The following is a 23,205-nucleotide window of genomic DNA, read 5'->3' on the forward strand; positions in this document are numbered from 1 at the left end:
TTGGGTCGGGTGGGCGCGAATTTTGGGATTATCCCATACCTGCTTCGTCCATTCCGCTTCGACGCGCCGCCTGCACCAGCGCGCGAATCGCCCAGCGTCTGACCTTGCGCGCGCGTGCGTCGTCGAGTTGCAGCACGTCCTTGCAGACGATCATCGCCTCCGTGCCGATGACGAGCGCGAGCGCCTGCGTGAGCGTGTCGAGCGCGGCGGGACTGAACTCGTCTTGCGCGGGTTCGAGCGCGGACTCGATCAACGGTGTGCGGCGATTCTGCCGCAGCGGCATGTCGTCCTGCGATTCGCCCTTCGCCGCCCGCTCCAGCGAATGCGCGAGCATCATGCGCAACGGTGCTTCGTTCGCAAGAATCATGTCGTTGAGCGCGGCGTCGACACGCAACAATCGCGCGACCGGATCGGCCGATGCGCGCGCCGAAAATAGCTGGCTCGCAACGGGCGTGTCGACATCGAGCGATGCTTCGAGTAAGAGCGCATCGATGCTCGGGAAATGCCGATACGCCGTCGCACGCGACACGAGCGCTTCTGCCGCGACCTCTTCCAGCCCGGGCTTGCGCCCTTGCTTCATCAGCGCCGATGCCGCCTTCAGCAGATCCTTGCGCGTGCGCTGCTTCTGATTGCCGCGGGTCTTCGGTTCGGACTTCGCCATATCAAGCCTGCGGCAACTGACCGATGATCGCCGCGAGATCGACCCACACGTTTTCACGGCGAATCTGTCCGCTTTCGCTGAATTCGACGACATGCAGCATGCGAAATTCCAGCGGACGCCCACGGCCTTCGAGCCCGAACGGCCGGCCCGGCGCCTTGCCGCGCCACAACGACTCGTCGATGACAAAGCCGTCGCCATACAGACGGCGCAAGCACTCGACCCGGCTCTCCGACAGATCGGCAAACAACGCTTCGTAGAACGGCCGCGCGCGCTCGCGTCCGTGCGCCGGACCGGCAGGCCAGCCAACGACATCGTGCTCGACATCGTCGGTGAGCGTGGCGAGCACGCCTTCGACATCGTCGCTTCGTTCAAAACCGAAATGCTCTTCGATCTTGCGGTCCATCTCGACAGCAGTCAGCGTCATGATTGCCTCCTTGCACAGGTCACGCTTTCCAATTCATTCTAGTGAGACGACAGTCTCATTACAAGATTGAAATATCGTCTGGTGCGAGATGGTTAGCTATGCAATCACTTCAATGCATCGGCGCATATCGCAGATAAAAAAAAGCGCAGCCTCTTTTGATCTGCTCTAGAAATCCTGGACACAAATGAGTGTTAGTGTTTCGGAGGCAATTTTCCCAATAGGAACGGGAGGTTGGCGATGAAGCGCAAGCAATATTCGGTGGAGCAGATCGTGGCCGCGCTCAAGCAGGCTGAGCTGGGCATGCCGGTGGCGGATCTGGTTCGGCAGCTCGGGATATCGGAGCAGACGTATTACCGATGGAAGAAGCAGTACGCGGGTCTGGAGTCGAACCAGGTCCGCGAACTGAAGCAACTCCAGGATGAGAACGAGCGGCTCAAGAAGCTAGTTGCGGAACTGAGTCTGGACAAGGCCATCCTGCAGGATATCGCCACAAAAAAGTGGCCGCGCCCGCGCTGAAGAGACAGGCAGTGAGCTACATCGTGGATCACTACGGTCTTCCGACGCAGCGGGCGTGCCGGCTGGTCAAGCAAGCTCGCAGTACCCACTACTATCGCAGCGTCAAGGACCCGCAAACGGCACTGCGTCAACGCATGCGCGAGATTGCGCAGACGCGCGTTCGATATGGCTACCGGCGCGTGCACGTGCTGCTCAAGCGTGAAGGTTGGCGTGTGAGCCGTAATCGGGTCTATCGGCTCTACGCCGAAGAGCAGCTTCAACTGCGTTCGAAGCTACCCAAGCGCCGCAAGATGGTGGTATCGCGCCGCGAGCGTTGCGTGCCGGTTCGTCCCAATGAAGTCTGGAGTCTGGACTTTGTGGCGGACCAGTTAGCCGACGGCACCCGCTTGCGCGCCCTGACGGTCGTGGACATCTTTAGCCGTGAAGCGCTGGCCATTGAAGTAGGCAAGCGCTTGCGTGCCGAGGACGTCGTGTCAGTGCTGAATCGTTTGGTGGCTCAGCGCCGCGCACCGAGGTTCCTGTTCGCCGATAACGGCAGCGAATTCTCGGGTCGCCTGCTGGACATGTGGGCCTACCACTACAAGGTGCAGATCGACTTCAGCCGGCCAGGCAAGCCCACCGACAACAGCTTCATCGAGACATTCAACGGCTCGTTCAGGGACGAATGTCTGAACCTGCACTGGTTCGAATCGTTGGCGGAAGCCAAACGAGAGATCGAGGCTTGGCGCCGCGACTACAATGAGACTCGACCTCACATGGCGCTCAAAGAGCTAACACCGGGTGAATTCGCCCGGCAATACAGCCTCCGGCCCACGGCCGAAGGCTCATGAAAGACCGAACACTAACGCTCGGCACTGTCCAAGAAATCCAAGCGGTTCAAAAAACACCCCAATCGTTGAACGGGTGTCCAACTTTTGGGGTGCAGTTCACTTTCGAGACTGCGCTTTTTTTCCTTACGGTGCGGGGATCAAACCGCCCGTCGCACCATCAATTCCTTGATCTTGCCGATCGCCTTGGTCGGGTTGAGCCCCTTCGGGCACACGTCGACGCAATTCATGATCGTGTGGCAACGGAACAGACGATACGGATCTTCCAGGTTATCGAGGCGTTCGCCCGTCGCCTGATCGCGGCTATCCGCGATGAAGCGATACGCCTGCAGCAAGCCCGCCGGTCCCACGAACTTGTCCGGGTTCCACCAGAAGCTCGGGCACGACGTCGAGCAGCTCGCGCACAGAATGCACTCGTACAAGCCATCGAGTTCATCGCGCTCGACGGGCGACTGCAGACGCTCCTTCTCGGGCGGCGGCGTATCGTTGATCAGATACGGCTTGATCGAATGATACTGATTGAAGAACTGCGTGAAATCGCAGATCAGATCGCGCACCACCGGCAGACCCGGCAGCGGACGCAGCACGATCTTCTGCGGCAGTTCGTTCAGATTCGTCAGGCACGCGAGGCCGTTCTTGCCGTTGATGTTCATCGCGTCCGAACCGCACACGCCTTCGCGGCACGAGCGACGGAACGACAGCGTCTCATCGACTTCCTTCAGCTTCACCAGCGCGTCGAGCAGCATGCGTTCATGCGTCAGATCGAGCTCGTAGCTCTGCATGCGCGGCGCTGCATCCTTGTCCGGATCGTAGCGATAGACTTCAAAAATTCTCTTTGCCATTTTCGATTTCCTTGCGCTTTCCTTAGAAGGTACGCGCCTTGGGCGGCACCGATTCGACCGTCAGCGGCTTCATCTGCACCGGCTTGTATTCGAGGCGATCGCCTTCGCTGAACCACAGCGTGTGACGCATCCAGTTCTCGTCGTCGCGATGCTCGTAGTCGCTGTGCGCGTGCGCGCCACGGCTTTCCTTGCGCGCTTCGGCGGAGACCATCGTCGCGCGCGCGACTTCGATCAGATTCGCCAGTTCGAGCGCCTCGACCTTCGCGGTGTTGAACACCTTCGACTTGTCCTTCAGATGCACGTGCTTCACGCGCTCGGCGAGTTCGGCGATCTTGCCGACGCCTTCTTCGAGCAGCTTCGACGTGCGGAACACGCCCGCATGCGCCTGCATCGATGCGCGGATGTCGTTGGCGATGTTCTGCGTGTATTCGCCCGACGTCGACTTCTCCAGCACCGCGAGACGTTCCATCGCGAAGTCGGCGGCATCGGCCGGTAGCGGCTTGTGCTCCTTCAATTCCTTCGCGTGCTTGATGATGTGATTGCCCGCCGCGCGGCCGAACACGACGAGATCGAGCAGCGAGTTCGTGCCCAGACGATTCGCGCCGTGCACCGACACGCACGAGCATTCGCCAACAGCATAGAAGCCGTTGACCGGATCGTTGTAGCCCTTCGCGGTGCCCACGACCTGACCATGCATGTTCGTCGGAATGCCACCCATCTGATAGTGGATGGTCGGCACGACCGGAATCGGCTCCTTGATGCAATCGACGTTCGCGAACTTCAGCGCAATCTCGCGAATCGACGGCAGACGCTTCATGATCGTCTCCGCGCCGATGTGCGACAGATCAAGCAGCACGTGATCCTTGTTCGGACCGACGCCGCGGCCTTCCTTGATCTCCTGATCCATCGAACGCGAAACGAAGTCGCGCGGCGCGAGATCCTTCAGCGTCGGCGCATAGCGTTCCATGAAGCGATCGCCATTCGAGTTACGCAGAATGCCGCCTTCACCGCGCACGCCTTCGGTAATCAGCACGCCCGCGCCGGCGACGCCGGTCGGGTGGAACTGCCAGAACTCCATGTCCTGCAGCGCGATGCCCGAACGCGCGGCCATGCCGAGGCCGTCGCCCGTATTGATGAATGCATTCGTCGATGCCGCGAAGATACGGCCCGCGCCGCCCGTGGCGAACAGCGTCGTCTTGCCTTCGAGGATATAGACCTCGCCCGTTTCCATTTCGAGCGCGGTGACGCCGAGCACGTCGCCATCGGCGTCGCGGATCAGATCCAGCGCCATCCATTCGACGAAGAAGTGCGTCTTCGCAGCCACGTTCTGCTGATACAGCGTGTGCAGCAACGCGTGACCGGTACGGTCGGCGGCCGCGCAGGCGCGTTGCACGGGCTTCTCGCCGTAGTTCGCCGTGTGGCCGCCGAACGGACGCTGATAGATCGTGCCATCCGGATTACGGTCGAACGGCATGCCCATGTGTTCCAACTCGTACACGGCGTTGGGCGCTTCGCGGCACATGAACTCGATCGCATCCTGATCGCCGAGCCAGTCGGAGCCCTTGATGGTGTCGTAGAAGTGATAGTGCCAGTTGTCTTCGCTCATGTTGCCGAGCGATGCGCCGATGCCGCCTTGCGCGGCCACCGTATGCGAGCGCGTGGGGAACACTTTCGAGAGCACCGCGACGGACAGACCCGCGCGCGCGAGCTGCAGCGATGCGCGCATGCCCGATCCGCCCGCACCGACGATGACCACGTCAAAGCGACGACGCGGCAGGGAAGTCTTGATTGCAGCCATGTTCTTTAAACTCTCCAGAGAATCTGTGCAGCGTAGCCGGCGCATCCGACGAGCCAGAGGATCGTCAGCACTTGCAGCAGCAGGCGCAGACCCATGGGCTTCACGTAGTCCATCCAGATGTCGCGAATGCCGACCCACGCGTGATAGAAGAGGCAAAGCAAGGCTACGAAAGTCGCAAGCTTCATCCACTGGGTCGCGAAGATGCCCGCCCAGCCTTCGTACGAGAAGTTGTGCGCGGCGAAGAACCAGAAGAGAAGAATGACGGTGTACACGGCCATCACGACCGCGGTGATGCGTTGCGCGAGCCAGTCGCGCAGACCATAGTGCGCGCCGACGACCAGGCGCTTGGGGCCGACCCGATTTTGCGTTGCCATGTTTAGAACACTCCGAAGATCTTGAGAGCCATCGCGAGCGTGAGCAACAGCGAGACGATCAGCACGATGAGCGCGCTTTGCTTGCCGCCTTGCTTGTTCACGCCGACGTGCGTGTCGAGCAGCAAGAAGCGGATACCCGCGCAGAAGTGATGCAGATACGACCACGACAACACGAGCGTGATGATCTTGACGATGGGGTTGGCGAGAAAGCCCTTGAACGCGTCGAACGAAATTTCCGACGTGAGGCTCTGATCGAGCAGATACAGGATGAACGGCAGACACACGAAGAGCAGCAGGCCGCTCACGCGATGCAGGATCGATACCTTGCCCGCCAGCGGCAAGCGATACTTCGCGATCTGACCGATCCCGATGTTCCGGTATTCCGGCCTTGGTTTTTTTAATGCTTCAGCCACATTAGACCCCTTCCCAAACTGATTGACGATTCGCGCGCCGTCGACGATCGACACGGGCGCGACCCGCCCTGCCGATTCGCTTTGACGAGCAACCGGCAACGTATTCGGGGATAGTTCTAGCCCGCGCACTGCGCGATAGCGGTATTTTGTCGCGCGATTGATATACTGTCCAATATCTATCTCGTCTTTCTGAAATAGCTTTTTCATATATCGCATGGAATTGCGACATCTCCGCTACTTTCTGGCCGTCGCCGAGGAACGCAATGTGACGCGCGCGGCCGAGCGGCTCGGCATCGGACAGCCGCCGCTCAGTCAGCAGATTCACGCGCTCGAAGACGAACTCGGCGTGCGGCTCTTTCGCCGCACGGGGCACGGCGTCGTGCTGACGGAAGCCGGCGAAGCGTTCGCCGCCGACGCGAAGCGTCTCGTCGACGACGCGCGTCTCGCCGTCGAGAAAGCGCAGAGCGCGGGGCGCGGCGAGATCGGGCAGCTCAATATCGGCTTCACGGGATCGGCGGCGTTCAATCCGGTCGTGTCGAAGCTCATACGGTCGTATCGGCAGGCTTATCCGAACGTCATGCTGACGCTGACCGAAGGCAATACCGCGCAACTGCTCGCGCATCTCGACGCCGGCCGCGTCGATGTCGCGTTCGTCCGTCTCGGCAGCCAGTCGCCCGCGGGCGTGCAGATCAATCACATCGCGATCGAGCCGATGAAAATCGTGCTGCCCGCCACGCACAAGCTCGCGAAAAAGCGCAAGGTGCCGTTGGCGACGCTGGCGGAGGATCCTTTCGTGATGCTTCCGCGCGAGGCAAGTCCGACATTGCACGACGTCATCATCGGTGCGTGCCGTGAAGCGGGATTCGAGCCGGTCGCCGGCCAGCAGGCGCCGCAGCTATCATCGGTCGTCAATCTGGTCGCGGCGGAATTCGGCGTGTCGCTGGTGCCGGCGTCGGTGTGCCAGATTCAGGTCGATGGCGTCGCCTACACCGATGCGCTCGGCAGCGCGATCACGATTCGTCTGGCGCTTGCATCGCGCATCGATGCGACAGCCGCCAAGACCGCCAACTTTCTCGATATCGCGCGGCAGATCGTTACGTCATCGACCTGACATTGTCATCAGAACAAGCGTGCATTGCATTCGACGATTTTTCGTCCAACACTTCATGTCGCAAGAAGAGCGTTGAGGAAGGCCGATTCCCGTCAGGTCGAGGAGCAAGGTCATGCGCGAAGATCTGAAGCATCCGCTGCAATGCACGCCCGCGTGCCGCCGGAGCTTTCTCAAATCAGTTGCGTCTGCAACTATCGCCGGGCTCGCGGTTCCGCCGCTCCTCATGACATCCGCTCACGCCGACGCGTTGACGCACGCGCAGCGCGACGCGATGTCGCCCGAGCAGATTCTCGATGCGATGAAGCGCGGCAACGAGCGTTTCCGCAGAGGCGAACGCAAGGCGCGCAACTACCTTGCCGAACAAAAGACGAGCGCAAAGGGACAATATCCCGCGGCCGTGCTGCTCAGTTGCATCGATTCGCGAGCGCCCGCCGAGGTAATCATGGATCTGGGCATCGGCGATATCTTCAACTGCCGCGTCGCGGGGAACATCGAAAACGACGACATTCTCGGCAGCATGGAATTCGCGTGCAAGCTGATGGGCGCGAAAGTCGTGCTGGTGATGGGACATACGTCTTGCGGCGCGATCAAAGGCGCGATCGCCAATGCCGAACTAGGTCATCTCACGGCGTTGCTCGCGCGCATCAAACCCGCCGTGGAAGCCACGAAGTACGACGGCGAGCGCACGGCGACCAATTACACGTTCGTCGACATGGTGGCGCGCAAGAACGTCGAGTCGACCATCGCGCAGATTCGCCAGGAAAGCGCCGTGCTGAGCGACATGGAGAATCAGCACGCCATCAAGATAGCCGGCGCGATGTACAACCTCGGCACCGGCGCGGTGGACTTCTTCGGCTCTTAACTGTCGACGCGCTCGCGAAGTTCTTCCGTTTGCCTGACGACACCGCGCTTCGCGGACCAATACTCGGTTCGCACGCCGATGTCCTCCGACACGAACGGTCCGCCGCGCGTCGAGCGGTAGTGCGCGAGCGCCTTGTACACGAGACGTTGCCCGATCAGCAGAATCGGCACGTTGAGCAGCACCATCACGATGTTCATCAGATCGGAAAGCGCCCACAGGTTAGGCAATTCGAGTCCCGCAAGCACGGTGAGCGCGCCGAACGGCACGAACACGAGCGAGCCGACGACGCGAATGCCGATGATGAAACCTCTGCTTCGTGAAATGAAGTTGGCCGAGATTTCGGCGAACGAAATCATGCCGAGCAACGTCGTGAACGCAAAGAGGCCGTAGCACACGCACATCACGATCTTGACGACATGCGCGACCGAAACCGGCACGAGCGTTTCGACCGATGCGAGATAGACCGTGATCTTCGATGCCCTGACCGACTCCCACGCCTGACCGTCCACCGTGCCGGTCCATACGTGCGCCATCACGACGATGAAGCCGGTCATCGTGCAGATGACCATCGTGTCGAAGAACACGCCGAGGCTCTGCACGAAGCCCTGTTCGCAAGGGTGATCGTTGTCGGCGATCGCCGCGGCCATCGTGATGGTGCCCTGCCCCGCTTCGTTCGACATCAGCCCGCGCTTGACGCCTTGAGCGAGCGCCGTGCCGATCGCGCCGCCGAAGAGCGCATGCGGCGCGAATGCACCGACGATCACCTCATGAAAGAAGTAGGGAATCAGCGGCAGATTGATGACGATGATGACGAGCGACATCAGACAGAAGAGCGTCGCCTTGATCGGCACGAGCACATCGGTATAAGCGGTCACGCGGCGAATGCCGCCCATGATGATGAACGAGCACGCTGCGATGAGCACCGCCGCGATGACGTAATACACCGTCGACTGACGCCCGAGATGCGTGCCGGTCACCGTATCGGCGATGGTGCCAATCGCGGTGAACACGTTGAACGTTTGCGGCGGCACATTGAAAAGCGCATAGACGATGAATACGAGCGACAGCAACGTGCCGACGAAGCGCTTGTCGCCGAGAATGCGCCGCCCATAGAACGGCAAGCCGCCGACGAACTCGTCGTGCTTTTTCTCCTTGAAGAGCTGCGCGAGCGTCGATTCCATGAACGCGGTCGCCATGCCGAAGAACGCGGCCACCCACATCCAGAACAACGCGCCCGGTCCGCCGACGGAAATCGCGCCCGTAATGCCGACGATATTGCCGGGCCCGGCACGCATCGCGAGCCCGAGCATGAACGACGCAAGCGCGCTGACGCCGGTTTTCGACGACTGCCTGCGCAGCATCATGCGAACGATCTTGCCGACGTTCATCGTCTGGATGAAGCGCGTGCGGATCGTGAAGTGAATGCCCACGCCGACAAGCAAAAGGATCGCGAACGAAAACTGCCCGAGCACGGGGATTTGTGAATAAGCCTTGAAATTCGTGGGGAAATCCCACAAGAAATCCGAGACGGGCGCAATGCAGGCAAACAATGCATTCACGGATTGGAAGAGACTTTCCACGCTTGGGCGTTCCTTTCTTGCTTCGGCCTGTCTGAGACAGGGGTTCGGGATGTTGATAAACGAGTCGTCGCGCGTGCCGCAATGGACGCGCAAACGTGTGCGAGGCCGCGATTATACGGGTCGGCGTCGTACATTCATCCGACGATCGTTTCGTGCAGAAAGGCGCTGGCGCAACGAGACAGTTAGTTGCAGCGAGAAATCAAGCTCATCTCATTCTTCTCTTGCACAATCACGTTCCCAACGCTGCTGGAGAATGAAGATGAAGATGACCGAACGCCTCGCGAAACTTCTCGTCGTGGCTTCGATGGCCCTGCTCGCGTCGCTCGTCAGCTTTGGCAATCTGACGGACTACGGCAGCAACCTGCAGTTCGTCGAGCACGTCATGCGAATGGACACGACGTTTCCCGGCAACGCGAACATGTATCGCGCGATCACGTCGCCGGTGCTTCAGCATCTCGGCTATGACGCGATCATTTTTCTCGAAACGCTCACCGCGCTTCTTTGCTGGACAGGCGTCATCGCGATGGCCCGCGCACTGCGCCAGGAGAGCGCGGCCTTCGCGCGAGCCAAACGCTGGGCGATCGCGGGCCTCACGCTCGGCTATCTCACCTGGCAAGTCTGCTTCATGTCGATCGGCGGCGAATGGTTCGGCATGTGGCAATCGCAGCAATGGAACGGCACCGAAAGCGCGTTTCGCTTCTTCATCACGTTTCTTCTGATATTGATCTTCGTGACGCGTAGCGAATCAGGTTGAACGCCGATCAGTTCAACGCGACCGCAGCCGCCGCGCCAACGGGCGTGCCTTCGATCGCCACCGACTTCTGCCCGTCCGGCCCCACGGGCACATCGCCGACGAGCGTCGTGCGATACAACTGGCGATCGAAGTCGAGATCGAAGATATCCGTCGGCGCGAGATGCGCGGTCGTGCGGTTGTCCCAGAACGCGATGCTGCCCGGCTCCCACTTGAATCTCACCGTGAATTCCGGCCGCGTCACATGCTCCCATAGCAGTTCGAGCAACACCTGACTTTCGCGCGGCGCGAGCCCCGCGATGTGCTTGAGAAAACCCGGACTGACATACAGCGCGCGTTCGCCGGTCTCGGGATGCACGCGCACCAACGGATGCTCGGCGACGAGCGTGTGATCCGTCACGGCCTTCGTGAACGCATCGGTGCCGCTTGCGCCTTGCGGCGGCGCGAAACGATGCACGCCGCGCAGCCCATCGACGAACGCGCGCAGCGGCGCAGACAGCTTCTCGTATGCGATCACGAGATTGGTCCATTGCGTATCGCCGCCATAGGGCGGAATCGTGACGCCGCGCAGGATCGATGCGAACGGCGGATTCACCGCGGCAGTCACATCCGTATGCCAGCCCGTCCACGGACGCAGCACCGATTGCCCTTCGAAGCGCGTGGCCTTGCGAAACTTCGAAATCGAGTAAATCTCCGGATGCCCGTCGACGTGGCCGAACACCGGATGCCCCACCGTGAGCTCGCCGAAGTGCGCCGAGAACGCGATGTGTTGTTCGTGGCTCAGGAACTGCTCGCGGAAGAAGACCACGCGCCATTTGAGCAACGCGGCGCGAATTGCTTCGACCTGTGCGGAAGACAAGGGACGCGTAAGGTCGACGCCGCCGATCTCCGCGCCGATATGCGCCGACAGCGGGCTGACAGTCACTTCCGTTTCATTCCCGGTGGCCACTGCATTCATTTCGGATTCCTTTCGATGATGGATAAATGAAAGACGTGTCAACTGCCTTGCGCGCTCGAATCGTCAGCGAAGAAATAGTCGCGCCATGATTTCGGCTCGTGACGAATCACGCCGACCTTATGCAGGAATGTGCCCAGTTGCAGCGTGTTTTGCGGCGTCGTCGCGAAGCTCGCTTCCTTGTCGCTGAGAATGCGCTCGACGAACGCAGGCGAGAGCTTCGACCCGTCCTGACGAATATAGATGGCCGCCGCTTGAGCCTTGTCCTTCTCGACGAGCTTCGCCGCATCGTCGAGCGCCGCGCGCACGGCGGCATAGGTCTTCGGATTGTCCTTGCGCCATTTGTCGGAAGTCACGACAACACTGCCCGTCGACGGTCCGCCGAGGATTTCGGTGGAACTCGTGACCTTGTGGATCTTCGGATCTTCGAGTTCCTGATACTGATAGGGCGCGTTGGAGAAATGCAGATTGACGACCGAGTTGCCCGATAACATCGCGGTCGTCGCATCGGCGTGCGGCATGTTGACTTCGAAACGGTCGAGCCGCGCATACTCGGCATCGCCGAACGCCCTGGCCGACGCCATTTGCAGCAGACGTCCCTGCTGCGACACTGCGACGGACACCACCGCGATGCGATCCTTCTCGCCAATATCCCTGATGCTGCGAATGCGCGGATCGTTCGTCACGAGATACACCGGCACCGCGCTTTGCGCCGCAATGGCCCGAAAATCCTGATGCCCGCGCGTGCGATCCCAGATCGTCATCAACGGCCCGATGCCGATAGTCGCGATATCCGCCGCGCCCGAGAGCAGCGCTTCGTTCACGGCCGCGCCGCCGGAAAGCGTGTTCCACTGCACGTCGATATCGAGGCCCGCGCGCGCGCCGGCCTTCTCGATGAGCTTCTGGTCCTTCGCGACCTTGAGCAGCAACGAGCCGATGCCATATTGATCGACGATCTTCACCTTGCCTTCGGCGTGCGCGCGATGCATCGGTAAAGCACATGCCGCCATCAACGCGAGCATGGCGAAGAGGCGATGCAATGAAGTCGTCGGGATCATGCGGGGATATCGTGGATGAGCGGCGAGCGATCAATGTACTAGCCGCTTCCTCACACGCGAACGAAGAAATCCCGATACGGATAGCTTCGTTCGCGATAAGCGCCAGGGCGGCGCTCACGACGATTCGATGCACTGCGCCGTTCGAAAGACGCAGTGCGGTGCAACATGCTTACCAGTGATAGTTCATGCCGGCGAACACCTGACGTCCGTAACCGAACGCACACCAGCTGCCGTAGTAGCACGACGCGACGTATTCCTTGTTGAAAAGGTTCTGCGCGTTCACATACAGCTCGACGCCCTTGAACTGCGGCATGGCGCGGCCGAGATCGTAGTTCAGCGTGGCATCGACGAGGAAGAAGCTCGACACCTTGAAGCTGTTGTCGCTGCTATACGTCGTGCCGGTGTAGCGTCCGCCCGCGCCCATCGAGAGACCGGCGAGCGGTCCGCGATTGACCGTGTAATACGCCCACAACGAAGCCTGATTCTGCGGAATCGCGGGCAGGAACTTGCCTTCGAGACCGCTGTTGTCCTTCGTGTACTTCGTGCTGAGATACGTGTAGCTCGCCGTGACGTTCAACGAATCCGTGAGGCTCGCCTTCGCTTCGAGTTCGACGCCGAGCGAGCGCGCTTCGCCGACCGCCGATTGGAAGTTCGGGTTGTCCGCATTGACCGTCAGCAGATTCTTGCGCGTCAGGTCGAACAGCGCGGCCGAGAAGAACGCGTTGTAGCCCTTCGGCTGGAACTTCACGCCGACTTCATACTGACGTCCCTTCTCCGGCGAGAACTGCTGACCGTTGATGTCCGTGCCCGCTTGCGGCGTGAACGATTCGGTGTAGCTGACATACGGCGCGATGCCGTTATCGAACACATACGTGAGGCCCGCGCGCCCCGTGAACGCGCGATCGAACTGATGCGACACGACGCCGTACGTCGTGTTGTTCGAATCGCTGCTCGCCCAGTCCTCGCGTCCGCCGAGCGTGAGAATCACGTTGCCCCAGCGCGCCTGATCCTGCGCATACACGCCGTATTGCGTGCCGCTCAGGATCTGGTGATAGCGGTCCGGCGGCGTGATCGCCTGGTTGTAGTTCGGCGCGAACATGTCGAGCGACGGCGCGGTGCCGAAGCCCGCATCGAAGTTGCTCGCATAGTGCTGGTAATCGAAGCCGAACAGCAGCGTATGGTCGATCGGGCCGGTCGAGACGTTGCCTTCGAGCTGATTGTCGAGCTGAATCGTGTTCAGGTTGTCCTTCGACGCAGCCGTGCCGCGATCGAGCGTGCGCAAGTCGTCTTCAAGCGCGCTCGCATAGACGCTCTTGTAGTCCTGCGCGAGATGCAGCAGACGTCCGTTCGAGCGGAACGACCACGCGTTGTTGAGCTTGCGGTCGAACTTGTAGCCGATCGCTTCCTGCACGCGATTGAAGCTCTCGAAGTTGTGATCGCCGTCGTAGAAGTCGCTCGGCAGCTTGCCGTTCGGGTTGTAGAGCACCGTGCCTTGCGGCGGCACGCTGCCGTAGGACGTGCTGTCCGGATCGTGCTGATAGAGGCCGTACAGCGTGAGCGAAGTCTTGTTGTCCGGACGCCACGTGAACGACGGCGCGATCGCGATGCGCTTGTTGTACGTCGATTGCACTTGCCCGTCTTCCGAACGCGCGATGCCGGTGATGCGGTACAGATAGCGATCGTCGCCCGCGATCGGCCCGGAGAAATCGAACTTGGCCGACTTGTGCGCGTAGTTGCCGAACTCGATGCCCACTTCATGCAGCGGCACGACCGTCGGCATCTTGCTTTCCTGATCCAGCAGGCCGCCCGCCGCCGCCTGACCGTACAGCACCGAGACCGGGCCCTTCAGCACTTCGACGCGCTCCATCAAATACGGATCGATCTGCGGCACCGCGTACCAGCCGTTGTCGAGCAGCTTGAGACCGTTCCAGTACTTGTCGGCGTCGAAGCCGCGCACTTTGAGCATGTCGTAACGCGTCGCGATGCCGCCGCGCGTTTCGGGCGTCACACCCGACACATAGCGCACGGCCGCATTGAGCGTCTGCGCGTTCTGCTGATCCATCTGCTCGCGCGTGACGACCGAGACGGACTGCGGTGTCTCGAGGAGCGACGTGCCCGTCTTGAGCGCCGTCGATTCTTTCGCGACGTAGCCTTTCGTCGGACCATACGGTTCATCGGCGTTCTGCGCCGTGACCTTCACCGCGGGCAGCGTGCTTTCGGCCGGCGCGTTCGACGCCGCAGCCGCCGATGCACCCGACGGCGCATCCGCGGACTGTGCGTGGGCGAGCGGCGCTGCCGCGAACAGCAGCAAGGCGGCCAGTTTCAAAGGCCGCATCGCGACCGGGCTCGTCGTTCCTGTCTTCATGCTCATTTCTTTTGGAGGTCCATTGCGTGTGAATGCGAATCGTTATTATTTGCGTCCGCATTGTGACAAGATGTTTTGTCTTTGTAAAGAATCAATTGGAAATCTTAAGTCCAAAAACGACAGTCTCGATCTGCCCGAGCCGCGCCAGACGCGCATGGCCTGGACTGGATTCGTTAATGCGGATGCGGTCGACATCGCCGCCTTCATCGGCGCATAGACGCGCGCAGCTTATCCAGCCGCTTTCTTCTTCGCTTTCGTCTGATTCAACGAGATCGCCGCGCGCACGAGATTCTTAAGCGCGTGTGCATCGATCTTGTCGCCTTCGAAAAAATCGATTGCACGCCGCGCGTTGCCTTCGAGGCTCGCATTGAAGAGCTTGTCGGGGTCCGGCAGGCTCGCCCCGTGCGCGAAGGTGAGCTTCACTTTGTCCTTGTGCGCGTTGACCACCGCGATCATGCCGTCGCGATACCAGACCGGGCTGCCCATGTACTTCCACTCCTCGACGATCCCTTCGTCCGCTGCGAGGATGATCTTGCGCACATTGGCGAAGGTCTCGCCGCGCCAATCCGCGATGCCCGCGATCAGTTCGTCGATACGTTCCGATGCATTCATGCATTTCTCCTGTTTTTATTCGTGAGCGACATCAGCGGATGAGGCCCGGACTGCCTATGGTGATTTGCAGCCTTTGCGCCTGATCGAGATGAAAGATGAATGAAGGACGCGAGCGGATCAGCAAGGTTCGCGCGTCCGCGCTGCGCGCCGTGCGGATATAGCCTTCGACGGTACGCACCAGCTTCTGCAACGAGACGATCTCGTGTTCGAGATACGCTTCGTCGAAGTCGTAGGTGCTGGTTTCATCGAGCTCGGCGATCTCGCTGTTGCTTTGCTTCGTCAATGCGTCGCTCGTCGCGCTGCGTTGCGGCTCCGTGCCGAAGCGCTGCGTCAGCGTCATGATCTCCTGATTGACCTGCGCGTGTTCCGACACGATCCGTTTCGCGTAGACCTGCAGGCTGTTGGAGCGCGTCTTGCGCAACGCGAGATTGGCCGCCGCGATCTCGGCCTGATTGGCGACGAAGACGACGCCGAGCATCTGTTCATCCGTAAGCGAAGGCTCTTGCGCGTACACACGAGCCGTCCAAAAGAGCAACACGAGCAACGCCGCGACGATGCGCTTGCCGTTCATGCGCGCCTCCCGATCATGTCGACGGCGATGACTTTACCTTGAAACATGTGCTTCACCTGTCCGAAACGGTGGCCTTTCGTGTTCGATATGCGAGCCTTCAGGTCGCCCACTCCTCGCAAAGCAGCGTCCAGTATGGAGTGCAGGCCGATGCGTGGACTAAGATGTAGCCTTTGATCCAAACCAAGCTCCTGCCGCTTTTTACGAAGACGGCGGCACATCAACTTTCCCTTCAACTCTATGAACGCCGAAACGGTTTGGCCCGAGCAATCCTTCGACTGTGAAGGCTGGCGCGGCGAGATGGCTTCGCGCATCGCCAGCTTCGACTGGTCGGACACGGCCATGGGCCCGATCGGTCGATGGTCGAAGAGTCTGCGGGCAGCCGTGCAACTTCTGCTTGCTTCGCCTGTGCCGCTCGTCATGCTCTGGGGCCGGCGCGGCACGATGATCTACAACGACGCCTATGCGGGCTTCGCCGGTGGACGTCATCCGTTTCTGCTCGGCAAGCCTGTCGAAGACGGCTGGCCCGAGATCGCCGCGTTCAATCGCAACGTCGTGGACACCTGTTTGTCCGGCGCAACGCTGTCCTACGCCGACAAGCGTCTCACGCTGCATCGCAATGGCCGGCCCGAAGACGTGTGGATGGATCTGCACTACAGTCCTGTTGCAGAAGACGACGGTCATCCGGCAGGCGTGATTGCCGTCGTCGTCGAAACGACTCGCAAGGTACTTGCCGAAGACAAGCTGCTCAAACTCATGCAGACGCTGGAAGAACGCGTCGCGGAAGCGGTCACGGCGCGCGTCGAGGCCGAGGAGCGGTTTCGTCAGGTGCAGAAGCTGGAAGCCATCGGCAATCTGACGGGCGGCGTCGCGCACGACTTCAACAACGTCTTGCAGATCATCTCCGCGAACCTGCAGTTGATCGAACTCGCGACGCGCGACAAACCCGATCTCACACGCAGGCTGCGCGTGATGAGCGAAGCCGTCGCGCGCGGCGGCAAGCTCGCCTCGCAGATGCTCGCCTTCGCGCGACGTCAGCCGCTCAATCCCGCCGTCATCGATCCGGCGAAGCTCGTCGCGGACATGTGCGAGTTCCTGCAACGCGCGCTGCCCGAATCGATCAAGCTGAAGACCACGGTATCGTGCGATGCCTGGAATCTCTTCGTCGATCGCCATCAACTGGAAAACGCGCTGCTCAATCTCGTCATCAATTCGCGGGACGCGATTCATGAAGGCGGCAACATTCAGCTCGAAGTCTCGAACGCGACCCTCGGCGATCAGATGACGACCGGTCTCGCGTTGCCCGCGGGCGATTACGTGAAGCTGGTTGTTACCGACGACGGCGATGGCATGCCCGACAGCGTAAAAGCACGCATGTTCGAGCCTTTCTATTCGACGAAAGCCGAAGGCCAAGGCACCGGCCTCGGCCTGAGCATGGTGTTCGGCTTCGTGTCGCAAAGCGCGGGCTGCGTGGATGTCGAAACGCAGGTGGGCGAAGGCACATCCGTCGCGTTGTACTTCCCACGCTGCACGCAAGTCGAATCGACGAATGCGCACGGCGCGCGCCCGCGTGCATCGAGCGGCGGCGAAGTGGTGCTCGTCGTCGAGGACGATGCCGACGTGCGCCTCGCGACCATCGACATGGTTGCGCAGCTCGGCTACAAGGTGCTGTCGGCGCCGAGCGCGGAATCGGCCCTTGCCGTCCTGCAGAAGCATGGCCACGTCGATCTTCTTTTCAGCGATGTCGTGATGCCCGGCACGCTGCGCGCGAACGAGCTCGCGAAGATCGCGAGCGCGCCGCCGTATAACGCGACCGTGGTGTTCGCATCGGGCTATACGCGCGACATCATCTTTCACGAAGGGCGGCTCGACAAAGGCGTCGTGCTGCTGAAAAAGCCCTTCACGTTCGATGACCTCGCACGCACGATCCGCCATGCGCTCGATGCGCGGCGCTGAACGTCAACGCGACACGCGCGCCTTCGCCCAGTCGGCCTTCTTCGCAAGCGCGATGAACGCCGCGAGATATTCGACGCTGACATCGGCTTCGCGCGCGCCGAGATAAATCTTCTTCGCAATGCCCTTCCTCCCTAGCTTGAGCACGGCGAGCGGCATGCGGTCCGCGTATTCTTCCGCGAGCCAGCGTGGCAGCGCCGCGACGCCACGCGCACTCGCGACCATCTGCATCATGATGTCGGTCGTCTCGATCGTCTTGTGCCTTCTCGGCACGACATTCGCGGGCGTGAGGAACTGGGTGTAGATATCGAGGCGATCGGTTTCGACCGGATACGTGATCAGCACTTCCTGCGCGACCTGCTCCGGCGTGACATGAGCGGCATCGGCGAGCGTGTGCGCTTCGGGAACGACGAGCACCTGCTCGTAATCGAAGACGGGCGTGAAGCGCAAGCCCGGTTTCTTCAGCGGATCGGGTGTCACGAGCACGTCGATGTCGTAACCGAACAGCGCGCCGATGCCGCCGAACTGAAAGCGCTGCTTCACGTCTACATCGACATCGGGCCAGCGCGCGAGATACGGCGACACGACCTTGAGCAGCCACTGATAGCACGGATGACACTCCATGCCGATGCGCAAGGTGCCGCGCTCGCCTTCGGCATATTGCCTCATGCGCGCTTCGGCGAGTTCGAACTGCGGCAGCATGCGATTGGCGAGGCCAAGCAGATACTGGCCCGCCTGCGTGAGCCGCATGCTGCGCCCTTCGCGCGTCCACACCGCCGTGCCCAACTGCTGCTCCAGCTTTTTCACCGTATGGCTCAGCGCGGATTGCGTGAGGTTGAGCACGTCGGCGGCGGCGGTCAGCGAGCCTTGGCGCTCGACTTCTCGCACGACCATCAGATGCGCGCGTTCGAGCATAGGCGTCTCCATGAACAAAGTTAATCGATGCATGAAATTAAACCATTTTTATTCATGCATCGGAAATTCTATCATCGTCGCCATTCACTCTCTTTCCGACGAGAACACGCAACGATGGCCACGACACACAACCTCGGTTTCCCGCGCATCGGCGCAAACCGCGAGCTGAAGTTCGCGCTCGAAAAGTACTGGAAAAAAGAGTCATCGCGCGACGAGTTGAAGGCGGTCGGCGCTCACTTGCGCGAGCGCCACTGGAAGCATCAGTCGCGTCTCGATCTCGTGGCGGCCGGCGATTTCGCGTTCTACGATCAGGTGCTCGACATGAGCTTCACGCTCGGCAATCTGCCCGAACGCGTGCGCGGCTTTCACGGCGATGCGCTCGACAACGCCTTCCGCGTCGCTCGCGGAGGCTCTTCCGAAAGCGCTGAGGAACATGCAGCGTGCTGCGAGGGCGTGGCTGCGGGTGAGATGACGAAATGGTTCGATACCAACTATCACTACATCGTCCCCGAGTTCGATGCGGCGACGCAGTTCACGCTCGATACGTCGCGTCTCGTCGAGCAGCTCGGCGAAGCGCGCGCGCTCGGCGTGAACGCGAAGCCCGTCATCATCGGGCCGGTGACGTATCTCTGGCTCGGCAAGGCGAAGGACGACTCCGACAAGCTCGCGCTTCTCCCGCGCCTGTTGCCCGTCTATGCGGCGCTGCTCGATCACTTCGCGGCGCTCGGTATCGAATGGGTGCAGATCGATGAACCCGCGCTCGTCACCGAACTCGATACGCAATGGCGCGACGCTTTCGTCACCGCTTACGATGCGCTCTCACAACGACGCGTGCGCCTTCTGCTTGCGACCTACTTCGGCCAGTTGCAGGAGAATCTCGATCTCGCGTGCAAGCTGCCGATCGACGGCCTGCATATCGATGCGATCAACGCGCGCGATGACGTCGGCGCCGCCGCAAAGCTGTTGCCGGATTCGTCGGTGCTATCGGTCGGCGCGATCAATGGCCGCAACATCTGGAAAACCGATCTGAACGCCACGCTCGACTGGCTCGAACCGCTGCATGCATCGCTCGGCGACAGGCTGTGGATCGCGCCATCGTGCTCGCTGTTGCATACGCCCGTCGATCTTGCGAGCGAAATGAAGCTCGATGCCGAAATCAGATCGTGGCTCGCATTCGCGCTACAAAAGCTCGATGAACTCGATGTGCTCGCACGCGCCTTGAACGACGGTCGCGCCAGCGTCGCCGATGCGCTCGCGTGCAACGCGGCCGCGATCGCGAGCCGCCGCGCATCATCGCGCGTGCATAACCCGGCGGTGAAAGAAGCGCTCACAAAGATCGACGCGACGCTCGGCCAGCGCGCGAGCGCATACGAAACGCGCGCGCAGAAGCAGGCCGCGATGCTCGCGCTGCCCGCCTATCCGACGACGACCATCGGCTCGTTTCCGCAAACGAACGAAATCCGTCATGCGCGTCGTCAGTTCAGGAGCGGACAGCTCGATGCAACCACCTATCGCGCCGCGATGGAACGCGAAATCACGCGCGCCGTGAAGGAACAGGAGGCGCTCGGGCTCGACGTGCTCGTGCACGGCGAAGCCGAACGCAACGACATGGTCGAATACTTCGGCGAGCGGCTCGACGGCTATGCGTTCAGCGAGTTCGGCTGGGTGCAGTCGTATGGATCGCGCTGCGTGAAGCCGCCGATTCTGTTCGGCGATATCAGCCGTCCGAAGCCGATGACCGTCGAATGGACCCGCTATGCGCAAGCGCAAACCCGGAAGCCGATGAAAGGCATGCTGACCGGTCCCGTCACAATCCTGAACTGGTCGTTCGTGCGCGACGATCAACCGCGTTCCGAATCGTGCCGGCAACTCGCGCTCGCGATCCGCGCTGAAGTGCTCGATCTGGAGGAGGCCGGCGTTCGCGTGATCCAGATCGATGAGGCCGCGTTGCGCGAAGGCCTGCCGCTGCGCCGCGCGCAATGGGATGGCTATCTGCGCTGGGCGGTGGAAGCGTTTCGCATCGCCGCGAACGGCGTGCGCGACGAAACGCAGATACACACGCACATGTGCTATTCGGAGTTCAACGACATCATCGCATCGATCGCCGTTATGGATGCCGATGTCATCACCATCGAAACGTCGCGCTCCAACATGGAACTGCTCGAAGCCTTCGACCATTTCAAGTGTCCGAATCAGATCGGGCCGGGCGTGTACGACATCCACTCGCCGAATATCCCGAGCGAAGCGCAAATCGTCGCGTTGATGACGAAGGCAGCGGAGCGGATTCCGCGCGAGCGTCTGTGGGTGAATCCCGACTGCGGACTCAAGACGCGTCAATGGGACGAAGTGATTCCCGCGCTGCGCAACATGGTCGCGGCCGCGCATACGCTGCGTGCATCGGCGTAAATCGCTTCCTACGGTCAGCATGTTGCGGCCTGCGAGCTTCGTACGGTATAGCGCGACGTCCGCATGGCGGCATTGCGGCATGGCCCTTGCTCGCCGAATACACATATCCTCGTCCAAAGGAGACGCGCATCATGAAGCTCTATTACGCGCCCGGCGCATGCAGTCTCGCCGATCACATCGCGATGCACGAAGCCGGCCTGACCTTCGACCGCGTGAAGGTCGATCTGAAGACCAAGGTGACGGAAGACGGCACGCCCTTCGGCGAAATCAACCCGAAGAGTTATGTGCCCGTCGTCGAGTTCGACGATGGCAAGCGTCTCACCGAAAACGTCGCGATTCTTTCGTGGGTCGCGCAAAAAGCGCCATCGCTCGCGCCTTCCGGCGACGACGGCCATCTGCGTCTGCTGGAAATGCTTGCGTTCATTTCGACCGAGATCCACAAGCAGTTCGGACGCGTGTTCCGGCCGACATCCGATGCGGAAGCGTCGGCGGCGCGCGAGAAAATCGGCCAGCGCTTTGCGTATGTCGCGAAGACGATGCGCGGCGATTATCTCTTCGGCAATGATGTAAGCGTCGCGGATGCCTATCTCTTCACGATGCTGACGTGGGCGCAGAAAATGGGCGTCGATATGCCCGCCGAGCTCCAGGCGTTCTACAAGCGCATGCGCGAGCGCCCCGCAGTGAAACTTGCGTTCGAGCACGAAGGGCTTGAATGAGGGAAACGCGTTGCTGGCCGCAAAGCCCGGAACGCGCCTTGCGCCATGCTTCGTACCAACATCGACATACGGAGGCAGGTCATGCAAGCGAACAGAACCATCGCGATTTCGGCTTTACTGATGGCGCTCTCGGGCGGCGCATTCGCCGCAGCCGATCAGACGCAGCCTGGCGCAAGCCACGGACCGTCGAGCGCGAAGAACGCGCAGGATGCGGCAGGCATCACGCCGAACTCCGGCCACAGCAGCGGGCCGTCGACGGGGCCGTCCGGCGTGGGCGGCTCATCGAATGGAACGAGCGGCGCGGGTGCGGGCACACGCCAAGGATCGGGCGGCATGCAGCCGCGTCTGAACGGCAGCGGCGGCACGAACGGCCAGACGAGCCCGTCGACGACCGGCGGCGGCGCGCAAGGCTGGTAATGCGTCAGGGCGTGTCGGGTGTGTCGAACCAGTCGTCGGCGGCGCGAAGTTCGAGCGAGCATTCGTTCGCGTTCGCCTGACCCGAGCGCGACTGGTCGAACGCACTCCGCACGTGCGCGATCACGCGATCCTGCACGATGAGGCGCTGCGCGGTATCCATCGCGCCATATCGCTCGAACTGACGCGCCGCGATGCGCAACACGACGCTGCAACGCGCATCGAGCGTCGTGTCGCGGCCCGTCTCGATGGCCCACGATACGTTGATGACGATGTCGTAGCCTTCGTCCACCACGCCTACGAACGGCGTCTTCCGTGCATCGAACGCACGCGACAACGCCACCTGCAATTCCTCCACGCGCTGATCCTGATCGGTGTATTTCATTCCTCGCTCTCCCGAATGCCTGTTCGATAATCGCCCAGCAAGCCGCGCTCCTGTCTGTAACGCGAACGGGTCCGTTGCTTGCTGCGCCCGATACTAAGGCGCGCGCCGCGTGCCGCATCACGATTCCGGGAGGCACATCATGACGCCAGACAAGCCCGTGCCGCATGCCACCGCCGACGATATGGACGAACCCGTAGGCGAAGACACGAAGCAGCGTCAACTCGACGAACGCGAAAAGCGCACGCACGACGCATCGGAAAACGAATTGCCGTCGACGCAGGAAAAGAATCCCGTTCCGCCGGATTCCAACGCAACGTAGCCGATGCATCGCGCAGGTCATTCAACGAGGGATCAAATCATGTCTACCGAGACTTACGTTCGCAACGGACATCGCGTCGAGATCACGATCGATCACGATCCAACGGGTCAATGCACCTGGTCCTACACGATCGATGCGGACGGCTTCACCGAAATGCGCGATCGGCCGTTGGAAAGCGCGGACGCCGCGAGGGAAGCGGCCACGACGCACGCGAACGCCAAGGCCGACGCACTGCCCCCCGGCGACGAGGCCGGGGCCTAAGCGCTCCGGCGGTCTTTGATTCGGCGGATCGCCGATGGGATGCGGCGCGCCATCGGGCGGCACGGGATCGTCATCCGGTACGGAAGGATCGGGGTCGACGTCGGGCGGCGGGATTTGCA

General features: G+C 61.2%; 25 protein-coding genes. 10 read left to right on the forward strand and 15 right to left on the reverse strand.

The genetic code is table 11. The features are described 5' to 3' along the window. Positions 1 to 28: 28 nt before the first annotated feature. Positions 29 to 661: a TetR/AcrR family transcriptional regulator gene (locus LDZ23_RS27700; protein ID WP_008347084.1), complete on the reverse strand. Its 633-nt coding sequence runs from the start codon at positions 659 to 661 to the stop codon at positions 29 to 31. Between the two features lies 1 nt (position 662). Next, positions 663 to 1,085, reverse strand: coding sequence for a nuclear transport factor 2 family protein (locus tag LDZ23_RS27705; protein ID WP_008347086.1), 423 nt, complete (start codon positions 1,083 to 1,085; stop codon positions 663 to 665). 237 nt (positions 1,086 to 1,322) lie between these two features. On the opposite strand from LDZ23_RS27705, the gene LDZ23_RS27710 reads away from it, so the two are divergent. Further along, a protein-coding gene (locus tag LDZ23_RS27710; RefSeq protein WP_124633364.1) for an IS3-like element ISBcen22 family transposase occupies positions 1,323 to 2,431 on the forward strand; the annotation gives its coding sequence in 2 pieces (ribosomal slippage) (positions 1,323 to 1,584 and positions 1,584 to 2,431; 1,110 coding nt in all). 137 nt (positions 2,432 to 2,568) lie between these two features. Here the strand turns inward: LDZ23_RS27710 and LDZ23_RS27715 are convergent. The 4 genes from LDZ23_RS27715 to sdhC are packed head-to-tail and all read right to left on the reverse strand — an operon-like array spanning position 2,569 to position 5,855. Further along, a complete protein-coding gene (locus LDZ23_RS27715) occupies positions 2,569 to 3,270 on the reverse strand; it encodes a succinate dehydrogenase iron-sulfur subunit (RefSeq protein WP_008354056.1) in 702 nt (233 codons plus the stop codon). Between the two features lie 22 nt (positions 3,271 to 3,292). Beyond that, positions 3,293 to 5,068: a succinate dehydrogenase flavoprotein subunit gene (gene sdhA, locus LDZ23_RS27720; protein WP_008354057.1), complete on the reverse strand. Its 1,776-nt coding sequence runs from the start codon at positions 5,066 to 5,068 to the stop codon at positions 3,293 to 3,295. Positions 5,069 to 5,073: 5 nt separating this feature from the next. After that, positions 5,074 to 5,442: a succinate dehydrogenase, hydrophobic membrane anchor protein gene (sdhD, locus tag LDZ23_RS27725; protein ID WP_008354058.1), complete on the reverse strand. Its 369-nt coding sequence runs from the start codon at positions 5,440 to 5,442 to the stop codon at positions 5,074 to 5,076. Positions 5,443 to 5,444: 2 nt separating this feature from the next. Then, entirely contained in the window at positions 5,445 to 5,855 is a 411-nt protein-coding gene (sdhC, locus tag LDZ23_RS27730) for a succinate dehydrogenase, cytochrome b556 subunit (RefSeq protein ID WP_008354059.1), read from the reverse strand. Between the two features lie 214 nt (positions 5,856 to 6,069). Here sdhC and LDZ23_RS27735 point away from each other — a divergent pair, with 214 nt between their 5' ends. Both LDZ23_RS27735 and LDZ23_RS27740 read left to right on the forward strand, forming a co-directional pair. Continuing rightward, positions 6,070 to 6,966 carry a LysR family transcriptional regulator gene (locus LDZ23_RS27735; protein WP_008345920.1) on the forward strand — a complete coding sequence of 299 codons (897 nt, stop codon included), beginning with the start codon at positions 6,070 to 6,072 and terminating at the stop codon, positions 6,964 to 6,966. Positions 6,967 to 7,078: 112 nt separating this feature from the next. Beyond that, the gene (locus tag LDZ23_RS27740) at positions 7,079 to 7,828 is read left to right on the forward strand and encodes a carbonic anhydrase family protein (protein WP_034470037.1); all 750 of its coding nucleotides are present in this window, start codon (positions 7,079 to 7,081) and stop codon (positions 7,826 to 7,828) included. Here LDZ23_RS27740 and LDZ23_RS27745 read toward each other — a convergent pair. Continuing rightward, a complete protein-coding gene (locus LDZ23_RS27745; protein WP_008345922.1) occupies positions 7,825 to 9,408 on the reverse strand; it encodes an alanine/glycine:cation symporter family protein in 1,584 nt (527 codons plus the stop codon). The two genes, LDZ23_RS27740 and LDZ23_RS27745, sit on opposite strands and share 4 nt — an antisense overlap. Before the next feature lie 265 nt (positions 9,409 to 9,673). On the opposite strand from LDZ23_RS27745, the gene LDZ23_RS27750 reads away from it, so the two are divergent. Further along, entirely contained in the window at positions 9,674 to 10,162 is a 489-nt protein-coding gene (locus tag LDZ23_RS27750; RefSeq protein WP_033536907.1) for a DUF2165 family protein, read from the forward strand. 7 nt (positions 10,163 to 10,169) lie between these two features. Here LDZ23_RS27750 and LDZ23_RS27755 read toward each other — a convergent pair whose 3' ends face one another. The 6 genes from LDZ23_RS27755 to LDZ23_RS27780 all read right to left on the reverse strand — a co-directional run bounded on the left by LDZ23_RS27755 (position 10,170) and on the right by LDZ23_RS27780 (position 16,061). Next, positions 10,170 to 11,117 (reverse strand): TauD/TfdA dioxygenase family protein, encoded by a 948-nt coding sequence (locus LDZ23_RS27755; protein WP_008345924.1) that lies wholly within the window; start codon positions 11,115 to 11,117, stop codon positions 10,170 to 10,172. A gap of 38 nt (positions 11,118 to 11,155) precedes the next feature. Further along, the gene (locus LDZ23_RS27760) at positions 11,156 to 12,172 is read right to left on the reverse strand and encodes an ABC transporter substrate-binding protein (RefSeq protein ID WP_008345925.1); all 1,017 of its coding nucleotides are present in this window, start codon (positions 12,170 to 12,172) and stop codon (positions 11,156 to 11,158) included. A gap of 169 nt (positions 12,173 to 12,341) precedes the next feature. Next, on the reverse strand, positions 12,342 to 14,537 hold the full coding sequence (locus LDZ23_RS27765; RefSeq protein ID WP_008345926.1) for a TonB-dependent siderophore receptor: 2,196 nt from the start codon (positions 14,535 to 14,537) through the stop codon (positions 12,342 to 12,344). A 228-nt stretch (positions 14,538 to 14,765) separates the two neighbouring features. Continuing rightward, complete coding sequence (locus LDZ23_RS27770) at positions 14,766 to 15,149, reverse strand: DUF1801 domain-containing protein (protein ID WP_008345927.1); 384 nt, start codon at positions 15,147 to 15,149, stop codon at positions 14,766 to 14,768. 31 nt (positions 15,150 to 15,180) lie between these two features. Further along, complete coding sequence (locus tag LDZ23_RS27775) at positions 15,181 to 15,720, reverse strand: DUF4142 domain-containing protein (protein WP_008345928.1); 540 nt, start codon at positions 15,718 to 15,720, stop codon at positions 15,181 to 15,183. Beyond that, positions 15,717 to 16,061: a hypothetical protein gene (locus LDZ23_RS27780; RefSeq protein WP_162483417.1), complete on the reverse strand. Its 345-nt coding sequence runs from the start codon at positions 16,059 to 16,061 to the stop codon at positions 15,717 to 15,719. Before LDZ23_RS27780 ends, LDZ23_RS27775 begins: the two co-directional genes overlap by 4 nt. Between LDZ23_RS27780 and LDZ23_RS27785 the strand changes: the two genes are divergently transcribed. Next, positions 15,958 to 17,673, forward strand: a complete 1,716-nt coding sequence (locus LDZ23_RS27785; protein ID WP_033536880.1) for an ATP-binding protein — start codon at positions 15,958 to 15,960, stop codon at positions 17,671 to 17,673. The genes LDZ23_RS27780 and LDZ23_RS27785 overlap by 104 nt on opposite strands. 3 nt (positions 17,674 to 17,676) lie before the next feature. On the opposite strand, the gene LDZ23_RS27790 is transcribed toward LDZ23_RS27785, so the two are convergent. Further along, entirely contained in the window at positions 17,677 to 18,585 is a 909-nt protein-coding gene (locus LDZ23_RS27790) for a LysR family transcriptional regulator (protein WP_008345931.1), read from the reverse strand. Between the two features lie 114 nt (positions 18,586 to 18,699). Between LDZ23_RS27790 and metE the strand changes: the two genes are divergently transcribed. The 3 genes from metE to LDZ23_RS27805 all read left to right on the forward strand — a co-directional run bounded on the left by metE (position 18,700) and on the right by LDZ23_RS27805 (position 22,124). Continuing rightward, a complete protein-coding gene (gene metE, locus LDZ23_RS27795; protein ID WP_244808308.1) occupies positions 18,700 to 20,991 on the forward strand; it encodes a 5-methyltetrahydropteroyltriglutamate--homocysteine S-methyltransferase in 2,292 nt (763 codons plus the stop codon). A gap of 131 nt (positions 20,992 to 21,122) precedes the next feature. Next, positions 21,123 to 21,707: a glutathione binding-like protein gene (locus tag LDZ23_RS27800; RefSeq protein ID WP_008345933.1), complete on the forward strand. Its 585-nt coding sequence runs from the start codon at positions 21,123 to 21,125 to the stop codon at positions 21,705 to 21,707. A gap of 81 nt (positions 21,708 to 21,788) precedes the next feature. Beyond that, positions 21,789 to 22,124: a hypothetical protein gene (locus LDZ23_RS27805; protein ID WP_051078958.1), complete on the forward strand. Its 336-nt coding sequence runs from the start codon at positions 21,789 to 21,791 to the stop codon at positions 22,122 to 22,124. Between the two features lie 4 nt (positions 22,125 to 22,128). Here LDZ23_RS27805 and LDZ23_RS27810 read toward each other — a convergent pair whose 3' ends face one another. Continuing rightward, the gene (locus tag LDZ23_RS27810; protein ID WP_008345934.1) at positions 22,129 to 22,506 is read right to left on the reverse strand and encodes a DUF3022 domain-containing protein; all 378 of its coding nucleotides are present in this window, start codon (positions 22,504 to 22,506) and stop codon (positions 22,129 to 22,131) included. Positions 22,507 to 22,645: 139 nt separating this feature from the next. Here LDZ23_RS27810 and LDZ23_RS27815 point away from each other — a divergent pair, with 139 nt between their 5' ends. Together LDZ23_RS27815 and LDZ23_RS27820 are read left to right on the forward strand one after the other, a co-directional pair. After that, positions 22,646 to 22,825, forward strand: coding sequence for a hypothetical protein (locus LDZ23_RS27815; protein ID WP_033536881.1), 180 nt, complete (start codon positions 22,646 to 22,648; stop codon positions 22,823 to 22,825). 39 nt (positions 22,826 to 22,864) lie between these two features. After that, positions 22,865 to 23,086 (forward strand): hypothetical protein, encoded by a 222-nt coding sequence (locus tag LDZ23_RS27820; protein WP_008345935.1) that lies wholly within the window; start codon positions 22,865 to 22,867, stop codon positions 23,084 to 23,086. The last annotated feature ends 119 nt before the right edge of the window (positions 23,087 to 23,205 follow it).

Origin of the sequence: Caballeronia zhejiangensis, from assembly GCF_022879815.1 — a bacterium.
Classification (GTDB): Bacteria; Pseudomonadota; Gammaproteobacteria; order Burkholderiales; family Burkholderiaceae; genus Caballeronia; species Caballeronia zhejiangensis.